5 protein-coding genes and 2 pseudogenes are annotated in these 5,330 nt (G+C 65.5%); all 7 read right to left on the bottom strand.

What is annotated here, in order from left to right; all coding sequences use genetic code 11:
* Positions 1-113: 113 nt before the first annotated feature.
* The 7 genes and pseudogenes from L0D16_RS12100 to L0D16_RS12130 all read right to left on the bottom strand — a co-directional run bounded on the left by L0D16_RS12100 (position 114) and on the right by L0D16_RS12130 (position 5,254).
* Positions 114-485, bottom strand: a complete 372-nt coding sequence (locus L0D16_RS12100; protein ID WP_130842628.1) for a PIN domain-containing protein — start codon at positions 483-485, stop codon at positions 114-116.
* A gap of 18 nt (positions 486-503) precedes the next feature.
* Positions 504-1,534 (bottom strand): annotated as a pseudogene (locus tag L0D16_RS12105) (IS630 family transposase); the annotation flags it as partial.
* Positions 1,535-1,591: 57 nt separating this feature from the next.
* Positions 1,592-2,460, bottom strand: a pseudogene (locus L0D16_RS12110) (IS5 family transposase).
* A gap of 44 nt (positions 2,461-2,504) precedes the next feature.
* Complete coding sequence (locus L0D16_RS12115; protein ID WP_130842622.1) at positions 2,505-2,747, bottom strand: AbrB/MazE/SpoVT family DNA-binding domain-containing protein; 243 nt, start codon at positions 2,745-2,747, stop codon at positions 2,505-2,507.
* A gap of 73 nt (positions 2,748-2,820) precedes the next feature.
* Complete coding sequence (locus tag L0D16_RS12120) at positions 2,821-3,090, bottom strand: hypothetical protein (RefSeq protein WP_130842623.1); 270 nt, start codon at positions 3,088-3,090, stop codon at positions 2,821-2,823.
* Between the two features lie 66 nt (positions 3,091-3,156).
* Positions 3,157-4,284, bottom strand: coding sequence for a hypothetical protein (locus L0D16_RS12125; protein ID WP_176758237.1), 1,128 nt, complete (start codon positions 4,282-4,284; stop codon positions 3,157-3,159).
* A 10-nt stretch (positions 4,285-4,294) separates the two neighbouring features.
* Positions 4,295-5,254: a hypothetical protein gene (locus L0D16_RS12130; RefSeq protein WP_243032442.1), complete on the bottom strand. Its 960-nt coding sequence runs from the start codon at positions 5,252-5,254 to the stop codon at positions 4,295-4,297.
* Between the last annotated feature and the right edge of the window lie 76 nt (positions 5,255-5,330).

A 5,330-nucleotide genomic window follows, 5' to 3' on the forward strand; every position in this document is an offset into this window, starting at 1 on the left:
CTTTCCCCCGGCCTCACACCCCGTACTCCCGGCGGAGCCTCGCCACCCGGGCCTGGGCGATGGGGAGGCAGGGATCTTGGGGGGATAGCTTCTGGCGAGGAACAGGCCGAATCCTAGGGAAGCAGCTCTACCCCGGCCCGCCTTCGCAGCTTGCGGTCCAAAGTGGCAAGCCCAGCCCCTTGCCTGCGGGCGCGGTGGGCCAAGAAGGCGTCCACCAGGCTGAGCCCTCCCTTCCCGGCCTCCTCCAGGGCGGGGCGGAGGTCCTCCTCGTCCTCCAGAAGGACCCCCTCCCGGTCCAGCAGGTCCAAGAGGGCCCCCGCCGCCTCGGCCCGCCCCACCCCGTAGAAGGAGACCAGGGTGTAGAAGGCCTCGGCCACGGCCAAGGGGTGGACGGCCAGGGTGTAGCGCCCCTCCTCGGCCCCGCGAAACACCTCCAGGGCTTGGGCGGCGAGCTCCGGCGGGTCTCCGGTCAGGAGGCGGAGCATCAGGGAGGTGTCCAGGTAAGTGCCCTCCTCCAAGATTTTCAACTCCACACCCCCCAGGGCTTTTAGGGCCTGCACCACCGCCTCCTTAAGCTCCTCCACGCTCCCGTAGTGCCGCCTCGGCATCAAAAACCCCTTCACCCGCCGCCATACGCCCTCCATGGGGTTCAGATGCGGGCTGTACCGCGGCAGGTAAGCCACCTCCAGCCCCAGCCCCCGCCACACCCCTTTCCTCTCCTCCACCCCACGGCACCGGTGAAAAGGCGCCCGGTCCATGAACACCTTCAAAGGCTTACCCAAGCTCTCAGCCACCCGGTCCAGATACCCCCGCAACACCTCCCACCGCACCGGCCCCTCCAAAAGGGCAAAGAAAAGCCGCTCCCCCTCCCGGCCCCGCACCAGGTGCCCCACCACGTTCACCCGCCCCTCCTTGCCCCACGCCCGCGGCACCCCCTTGGCCTCCCCCCTCCGGCACCAGGCGTACGTGGGAGGCAGGGTCAGGGCAAACCCGCTCTCGTCCAAGTACCCCACCTCCATCACCCCCTCCTGAGCCCCCTTTTCGCCTCCTCTTCCTCCTCCACAAAGGCCTCCACCTCCTCCGCCTCCGGTCTACCCCTGGGCACGTACCGCGTCCGTCTCCACACATACCCCATGGCCTTGAGGTGCCGGGCCACCACCTTGGGGGCCAGGCGGACCCCGAAGCGCTCGGCTATGGCCGCCGAGAGCTGGGGGGCGGTCCAGACCCGGTCTTCCGCCAGCCTTTCCTCCACGAAGGCGGCCATCTCCGGGGTGAACTTCCTGGGGGCTCCCGGGGGTTTGCGGTAGGCGAGGCCCTGGAGACCCTCCCTCACGAAGCGCCGGAGGACGAGGTAGACCGTGGTGCGGTCCTTGTGGAAGTGCTGGGCGATCTTTGGGGCGGTCCAGCCCTCGGCCGCCAGGCGGACCATCATGGCCCACAGGCGGGTCTTCTTGTGGGTCCTTGGGTCCAGGGAGAGCTCCAGGAGGAGCCGGTCCTCCTCAGGGGTCAGCTGGATCCGAAGTGGGGCTGCCATGTTGAGATGATAAAGGATTGGCACTTAGAAACTGTTGTAAAAGTCCCCTCCTCCAGCTTATGCGGCCCTGGCCAGCCGCTTCACCAGCAAGCGTATCATGCCTAAATACATCCAGGCTTCCGTTACCTCAGGGTGGTACTCGTAATCTTTCCCCAGCCGTCGGTTTCGCCCCATCCAGGCAAAGGTCCGCTCCACCACCCACCGCTTGGGCAGGGGCTTGAACCCACCCTCCCGCGGGATCTCCGGCACCTCCTCCCCCTCCCGCACCCAGACCCCCCGCACCCCCGCGTAAGGACGGGCCACCACCTCCAGCTCCAGTCCCAGCCCCCTAGCCACCTCCCGCAAACCCCGGTAGCCCCAGTCCACAAAGAGCTTGCGTACCCGGGGCCACAAGGAGAGGTCCATCCCCAAAAGCAACGCCTGCCCACCCCACTTGTCGTGCTCATTGGCCGGGTGGACAAAGGCCTTCAAAAGACGGCCCCCCGTGTCCGTCAGGATCTGCCGCTTCCTCCCTTTGACCTTCTTCGCCCCGTCGTGTCCCCGGGGCCCCCCTTTTCACTCGTCTGCAAGATACGGGCTATGCCCGTGACCACCGACTGGCTGTCCATAACCAGGGCACTCGGGGAGGCATACCGTCCTCCCCGCTCCCGGTCACGACGGGCCAGAACCTGAGCTACCTTCTCCCAAACCCCTTCCTTCTGCCACTTGCGGAAGTAGTGGTAGACCGTGGACCAGTGGGGCAAGTCGTGAGGCATGGCCCGCCACTTGATGCCGTTTTCCAGGACGTAAAGTATGGCGCTGACGATCTCCCTCCTCGGCACCTTTGCGGGTCGGCCACCGGGCTTGGGGGCGGGGATCAACGGCTCCAGGATGGCCCACTCCGCGTCCGACAGGTCGCTGGGGTAAGATCTCCGTGTAGAAGCCACCCTTCAAGTATAGCGGACTTTTACGACAGTCTCTTAGTAAGGCTTTAGGCCCCTTCCCCCCACGCCTCCTCCCGCGCCCGCCTCTCTGCCTCTTCCCCGGGGAACCCCCGCTTGCCCTTCAGGCGCCCGAGCAGGGCTTCCAGGGGTACGCGGCGCCGGGGGCGGAGGAAGGCCCCCCCTTCCCGGAGCTCAAAGACCACCTCTTCTCCGGGGCGGAGTCCAAGGGCCTCCCGGATCGCCTTGGGGAGGGTGATCTGCCCTTTACTGCTTACCCTGGACTTTACCATTCCCTTCTCACTTTACCACAGGCCCCATTCCGGCGCCCCAGAGCCGCGTTTGCCGGCGAGACCTAGCCTGCCTTCACCGCCACCCCCTTCCCACCCAGGGGGCGAGGGCGAGGAGGAGCCCCCCGGCCAGGAGGAGGAGGAGCCTTCCCCTGGGCCACCGGTCGGCCAGATGCCCCCCATAGAGGGCGAAGAGGGGCTCGGCCAGGAGACGGAAGGCCAGGGCTAAGCTGGCCTCTAGGGGGCTCAAGGCCCCAAGAGCGGTGAGGGCGGCGTGGGCGAAGTAGAAGAACCCCGCCCCGAAGAGGCGGAAGGCCTCCAGCCAGAGGAGGAGGGCTATTGTCATACGCCTACAGGCTGGCCGGAAACGGGCCCAAAACGAGAAGGGGTAGATTCTCCTTGTCCAAGATTCCTACTCTGCTTCTTCTTGCCTTAAGGCCTCCAGTCGCCTAGGGTGGAGGGGTCCTAAAGCGAAGGGAAGAAGGACCAGGAATCCCAAGGCTCCTAGGAGGAGGGGCAGGGCTGGATTCCCCTTGCCCAGGACCCCCGCCCCCAGGCCCCCCAGGGCCCCGGCCCCGTAGAGGAGGGCCCGGATGGCGGCAAGGCTTGGGGCCAGGCCCTCCTTGGGCAGGAGCCAGCCCCGCACCGCCCGCAGGTGGGTGCTGAGGAGGGCCACCCCCAGGCCTAAGAGGGGTGGGGCGGCGAGGAGGAGGGGAAAGGGCAGGAGAAAGCCCATCCCCCCGAGGGCTGCCCCTAATGGGCCCAGCCTAAAGGCCAGGGCCGGTGGGACCCGCCCGGCAAAGTAGCTTCCCAGGGTGTACCCCAGGCTTTGCAGCACGAAGACCAGGCCGAAGAGGGCTTCCGGGGTGCCCGCCCGGAGGGCCAGAAGGCCCAGAAGGGCGGTGGTGAGGGCGTGGGCCAGGGTAAAGAGGAGGGAAAGGAGGAGATAGGGCCTGAGGGGGGCGTAGGCCAGGAGGCGACGGAGGGACTGCACCAAGGCCTCGGGCCTCGTCGCCTCCTCCCTCTCCCCCTTCTCCCCCGTGAGGGCGGGGCGGAGGAGGGCCCAGGCCAGGAGGAGGATCCCGGCGGCAAGGAGGTAAGGGAGGGCGGGATGGAGGGCGAAGAGGGCGGGGCCGAGGCCGACTCCCACCAGCCCTCCCACCTCCCAGGCAGCGTAGAGCTTGCCGCTCCTTTCCGCCAGCCTGTCCCGGCCTCTCCGCACCAGGAGGCCTTCCCAGGCCACGATGGCCAGGTCGGTGAGGACCATAAGGGGGTAAGCGTAGAAGACCAGGAGGGCGGCTTCCCGCGGCAGGAAGGGAAGGGGGAGGAACAGGAGGCCCCGGGCCAGGCGCAACTCCAGGAGAGCCCGGGCCAGGCCCCGCCGCTCCACCCAGGGGCTGAGGAGGAGAAGAGGCCCTAGGGTAAGGTAGCCCAGGGCGGCGAAGAAGCCCACCCATAAGGCTTCCCCCGTGCGGGCCACTTCCAGGGCGAGGGCGCTAAAGCCCAGGGAGGCCCCGAGGTCGCTCAGGGCCTCAGCCAAAACAGACTCTTTATGCCTCAAGTGGAGAAAACCCCTCTATTACCCAGACCACCCCGCCAGAGATAGAACAAGCGAACATTTTTTCGCCATTTTGCGAAATCCTGACACAGGAAACCATCGGCAACCCGGAAACGACGGGAGGCTGATGTCGGTAGTCACCCTGGTCCCTAACGTTTACAGCGATGACCGAGCCCCGTAACGGCTGTGTGATGTAAGTTATCTCAGGGTTCAGGGGGTCGTCTATCATTCCTCCCGTAAAGTTAAGACCCGAAGCTAAGCAGTGATGTTCCAGGAGTTCTCCGAAGGTAAAGGGGCCTCCAGCATCAGGTACACCCAAGAGGTACTCGGCGACAGTCAAAAGTGAGCCATAGGGGAGTTCGGGAACACGATTGACTTTCTTCCAGTCGTTACATCCAGCGAAGACAGCTATACCCCGTTTCCTTTTGGGGTCATCAGGGGGAGACGAAACATCTTCGAAACCGGGAGGCGGGAAAAGAGGTATATCCTTCACCAAGGGTTCCGTTTGTCCCGTTTGGAGATCTATGAGTACATCAGCTCTGGAGCGGCGCCCCTCCGAGACCGTTACAGAAAGTTTTTGGCGCCTTTCATCGTAAACAAGACTGTATGGCGCCTGTAGCCCCTCAGCTAAAACATCAGATTTGCGTGCGTCTCCACCTTGTGTGATGTCTCTGATTCGCCCACCCCAGAACTCTGTGATCAAAAACCTACCATCTGGCAGCGGGCACATGCTGGAGGGCCCCTGGAGCCCCCAGGCGAAGGGCTTAGCCTCCTCCATGTCCCCGCCCTTGGTGACGTCCTTCACCTTGCCCGTGGTGCGCTCCACCACCAGGAGCCTGCCGTCCGGGGTCCACTCCATGTGGGTGGGCGCGTGCAGGTTCCAGGCGAAGGGCCTCACGTGGACCCGCCGCGTCCGGCCGCCGACCTTGACCTCCTGCACTTCCTTGAGCATCTCCTTCACCCCCTTACGGGTTAGCCTCAGGGTAGCAGGGGGGAGGTTACGCGAGGTTACGCGGAAGGGGTTCCAT

This window comes from Thermus altitudinis, from assembly GCF_022760835.1.
Lineage (GTDB): Bacteria > Deinococcota > Deinococci > Deinococcales > Thermaceae > Thermus > Thermus altitudinis.